The organism is Bradyrhizobium sp. LeoA1Lang, assembly GCF_055413685.1.
The window spans coordinates 1-3742 of sequence record NZ_JBVAPG010000329.1; the positions used below are offsets into that span (position 1 = coordinate 1).

The following is a 3742-nucleotide window of genomic DNA, read 5'->3' on the forward strand; positions in this document are numbered from 1 at the left end:
GCGGCCTTCACCGGCGCGTTGGCGGGCGCAGGGATCAGGATCTCCATGGATGGCCGCGGTCGTTGGATCGACAACGTCTTCATCGAGCGGCTGTGGCGGTCGCTCAAGCATGAGGACATCTATCTCAGAGGCTATGCCGACGGCCGCGAGGCCAAGGCAGGGGTCGCAAGCTGGATCGCCTTCTACAACGATCGTCGCCTTCATCAGGCGCACGGCTATCGCACGCCGATGGCGGTCTGGCGCGAACGGATGCAGGCCGCGAAGGCTGTGGACATGGTGGACAACGCTGCCGCGTTGACCACATGCCCACAGCAGCTGCAGCAGACAGCGTCTCTGGCTGCGTGATAGAAAGCCATCAGGAGCGGTCAGTTTCCAACTAACAAACCGGTTCAAGCGGTCCCGCTCCGCGGGTCCATTTCAGGAGGGATTGGACGATGCCTTTCAGGGAGAGAAGTCCTATGGAGGAGCGTATCGCGTTGATGTGTTTGACTACATCGAGAGATTTTACAACACGACCCGCAGGCATTGAGGATCCCCTGGCCTCTCGTTTTTCGTTGATCCAGAAGAGTTTACTGTTGATCAGGAGCAGTTCTCGAGGGGAGCTTCGGCGACTGCTTGATGATGAATAAGCAGAGGAGCTTTAGGAAGGGGGAGATGTCAACCCGCCCCGTCTGTTTGGTGCAACGGCACATAGCATTCGACGGAGAGCGGAGTTCTCGGGAGGAACCCTCGGGCAAGTGCTGCAGGGGGGTCCCTATCGATCGGGCTGCACATGGCATTGTCGAGAGACAGTCGTCTTCGAAACCAACCTCGGGTCTGAGTACGAGCAGTGGAGTGGAGTTGTAGCACGATAAACCGGCCGCCAGCACCACCGCCAAAGTCACGCCTCACCTCTGCAATCTGCATCGATTGGATGCATAGCCCATCAAGCGCGACGTGAGCGAAGGTTGCGCGCGAGCTGCCCGCCGAGCATTTGGAATGCAGCCAAGCTTGATTCTTCAGCCACGTTCGGGATAGACGCGAACGCGCCGGCGTCCCTCGCTTTCCACCAACTCGCCCCTATAAGGCACTCCATGGATCTCGAAATAGGTCGGCCGCCCGGGCTCGGGCATGATGCGCTCGCCTTCCAAAACGCGCACGAGGTAATCCGGAAGATACCGCTCCCTATGCCTCATCATCGGTTTCGGTCTGATGATGTATGTGATCATGGATGGCTTTGATCTTGGAATCGGCATCCTCTTTCCGTTCGTGGACGGGTGCGAAGACCGAGACACTATGGTCAACACCGTGGCCCCTGTTTGGGACGGCAACGAAACGTGGTTGGCGTTCGGAGGCGCGGGGCTCCTTGCGGCCTTTCCGCTGGCCTACTCGGTCAACGTCTCAATCTCCACTGCTCAAGGATCGACCCTATGACCTCGATAACTACCAAAGATGGCGTGCAGATCTTCTATAAGGACTGGGGACCGAAGTCTGCCCAGCCCATTGTCTTTCACCACGGCTGGCCGCTGAGCTCTGACGACTGGGAGAGCCAGATGCTCTTCTTCGTCGGCAAAGGATATCGTGCTATTGCCCATGATCGCCGCGGTCACGGTCGCTCGAGCCAGGTAAGCGATGGCCACGATATGGATCACTACGCATCCGATGCCGCAGCGGTTGTCGAGCAGCTTGACCTTCGCAACGCCATTCACGTTGGCCACTCCCCTGGTGGCGGCGAGGCCGCGCGTTACGTCGGCCGTTGTGGCAAGGATCGCGTGGCCAAGCTGGTAATGATTGGCGCCGTGCCGCCGCTGATGCTGAAGACAGACACCAATCCTGCGGGCTTATCTATCGAAGTGTTCGACGATTTGCGCAATCAGCTCGCCGCCAACAGGGCGCAGTTCTATCTCGATTTCGCGAGCGGTCCATTCTACGGCTACAACCGCCCCGGCGCCAAGGCGTCGCAGGCGGTCATTTGGAATTGGTGGCGACAGGGCATGATGGGCAGCGCGAAGGCGCACTACGACGGGATCAAAGCATTCTCGGAAACTGACTTCAGCGAGGATCTGAGAAAGATCACAGTGCCCACGCTCGTTCTGCACGGTGATGACGATCAAATCGTGCCATGTGCCGATTCTGCGCCCTTTTCGGCGAAGCTGCTGAAGCGCAGCACACTCAAGATCTACGAGAAGCTGCCGCACGGCCTTTGCACGACTCACGCCGACGTCGTCAACGCCGAGTTGCTCTCGTTCATGGCGTCCTAACGTCTCGCGCCGTTGGCAAGCATGAGGCGCAGGACATTTGGTAGAGCTTAAGCGAGGAGCAAACATGGGTGAGGTTAGTCAATTTGTCCCGAAGGCTGAGCGCGAGCGAGCCCGCCTAATTCGACAGGCCTGCGCGATCTATTTCAGCATCTTCCCGCCAGCCGATACGGTCAGCGAACATTTGGGCAAACCACCGGTGGGCATTCCCTTTGGTGGACGGCTGGTCTCACACGGTGATGGAGAGTGACATGACAACGACGACAGGCGATATGACAAATGCTGGCGCGCGAGCGGAATTAACCGCTAATCTTTCGGCCTATTATCTCATTCGGGCCATCGTTGCTGCGGCGTGGGCGGTGGCCGCGGTTGCCATCCCCCATTCAAATGCCATAACCGCGACGCTGCTAGTCAGCTATCCCGCATGGGACGCCTTTGCGAACTGGTTTGATGCTCGCAGCAGCGGTGGTCTGAGAACGAACCAAACACAGGCGCTTAATGTCGCAGTCAGTCTCGTCGCTGCGATCGCAGTGGCCGTCGCTTTGCAATTCAGCATGAATGCAGTGGTCGCGGTCTTCGGGCTCTGGGCGATCGCAGCGGGATTTGCCCAACTGATCACCGGTGTTCGCCGCTGGCGCACGTTCGGTGCACAATGGGCGATGATCCTGAGCGGAGCGCAGTCGATGCTTGCTGGGGTGTTCTTTGTCACGCAGGCGGTTCTCGCTAAGGATACGACCATTTTGGAAGTGGCACCCTACGCCGCTTTCGGTGCACTTTACTTCCTGATCTCTGCGGCACTGTTGATGTTCGCAAATCCGCGGCGAGGCGCCTGACTGCTGCATCGCTTTACGCGGGGCGCGCATACTCGTATTTTCATAGATCATCGCGGTAGGGGACCGGAACAACTCCAGGAGTCAGCGATTCGTCTCAGGTGGCGAATGTTCGATGCTGATGACGAAACAGACACGGCCAGCGACACGGACGCTGCGCGGATGGGCAATCCAGTTGCTCCAGGAAGCGGGCGCCATCCGCCGGTGTGAGGGGCACGGTTGGATGCAAGATCGCGGCGATCCGCATGCGCGGGAGCGCGCTCTTGATATCGCCCGTGGAGACCCGCCAGCAGACGTTTCCCCTGACGCGGCGGCGGCCGAGGTTCGCGACGTGCTGAACTCGATCGGTGATACCTGCCCGGAATGCCCCGGACTCGAAGGGCTGGCCCTCAACGCCAGCCCGGCCTTCTCAATTCAGCGGCCCAGTCTCTTCTCCACGCGTTTCCGCACATTGCCGACCTTTTTGACGGCCTTTTTTACGGCCGGTGCCGACTTTCCGGTCTTCTTTGCCTCGTACTGGACTTCGTAGTTCTGCCCGCCGGCCACCCGGGGGATGTCCCGGGTTCTGTTGAATTACTGAAGAGGTCGGCGTTGCCCACCTTGAGCCGGTAGGCTCGGGGTGCTGATTCCACAAAGGAGAGCAACGCCATGACGAGAGATATCACACCGGCTGGT

The 3742-nt window shown here is 59.3% G+C and carries 5 protein-coding genes and 3 pseudogenes; 6 read left to right on the forward strand and 2 right to left on the reverse strand.

Annotated features, from left to right (window positions below):
- Positions 1-228: pseudogene (locus ACZYOF_RS42840) on the forward strand (integrase core domain-containing protein); the annotation flags it as partial.
- A gap of 770 nt (positions 229-998) precedes the next feature.
- Here the strand turns inward: ACZYOF_RS42840 and ACZYOF_RS42845 are convergent.
- Positions 999-1139, reverse strand: a complete 141-nt coding sequence (locus ACZYOF_RS42845; protein WP_165421547.1) for a hypothetical protein — start codon at positions 1137-1139, stop codon at positions 999-1001.
- 52 nt (positions 1140-1191) lie between these two features.
- Here ACZYOF_RS42845 and ACZYOF_RS42850 point away from each other — a divergent pair.
- The 5 genes and pseudogenes from ACZYOF_RS42850 to ACZYOF_RS42870 all read left to right on the forward strand — a co-directional run.
- Positions 1192-1383, forward strand: a pseudogene (locus tag ACZYOF_RS42850) (cytochrome d ubiquinol oxidase subunit II); the annotation flags it as partial.
- A gap of 26 nt (positions 1384-1409) precedes the next feature.
- On the forward strand, positions 1410-2240 hold the full coding sequence (locus tag ACZYOF_RS42855; protein WP_463719501.1) for an alpha/beta fold hydrolase: 831 nt from the start codon (positions 1410-1412) through the stop codon (positions 2238-2240).
- 64 nt (positions 2241-2304) lie between these two features.
- On the forward strand, positions 2305-2487 hold the full coding sequence (locus ACZYOF_RS42860) for a hypothetical protein (protein ID WP_130583988.1): 183 nt from the start codon (positions 2305-2307) through the stop codon (positions 2485-2487).
- A gap of 1 nt (position 2488) precedes the next feature.
- Complete coding sequence (locus ACZYOF_RS42865) at positions 2489-3070, forward strand: DUF308 domain-containing protein (RefSeq protein WP_130583989.1); 582 nt, start codon at positions 2489-2491, stop codon at positions 3068-3070.
- Between the two features lie 112 nt (positions 3071-3182).
- Positions 3183-3437 (forward strand): annotated as a pseudogene (locus tag ACZYOF_RS42870) (hypothetical protein); the annotation flags it as partial.
- A gap of 44 nt (positions 3438-3481) precedes the next feature.
- Here the strand turns inward: ACZYOF_RS42870 and ACZYOF_RS42875 are convergent.
- Positions 3482-3622 (reverse strand): DUF3606 domain-containing protein, encoded by a 141-nt coding sequence (locus ACZYOF_RS42875; RefSeq protein ID WP_463719502.1) that lies wholly within the window; start codon positions 3620-3622, stop codon positions 3482-3484.
- Between the last annotated feature and the right edge of the window lie 120 nt (positions 3623-3742).

What these genes read in the sequence shown, in the direction of transcription:
- ACZYOF_RS42855 (WP_463719501.1), top strand. Translation starts at nt 1,410, where the DNA reads ATGACCTCGATAACTACCAAAGATGGCGTGCAGATCTTCTATAAGGAC.
- ACZYOF_RS42860 (WP_130583988.1), top strand. Translation starts at nt 2,305, where the DNA reads ATGGGTGAGGTTAGTCAATTTGTCCCGAAGGCTGAGCGCGAGCGAGCC.
- ACZYOF_RS42865 (WP_130583989.1), top strand. Translation starts at nt 2,489, where the DNA reads ATGACAACGACGACAGGCGATATGACAAATGCTGGCGCGCGAGCGGAA.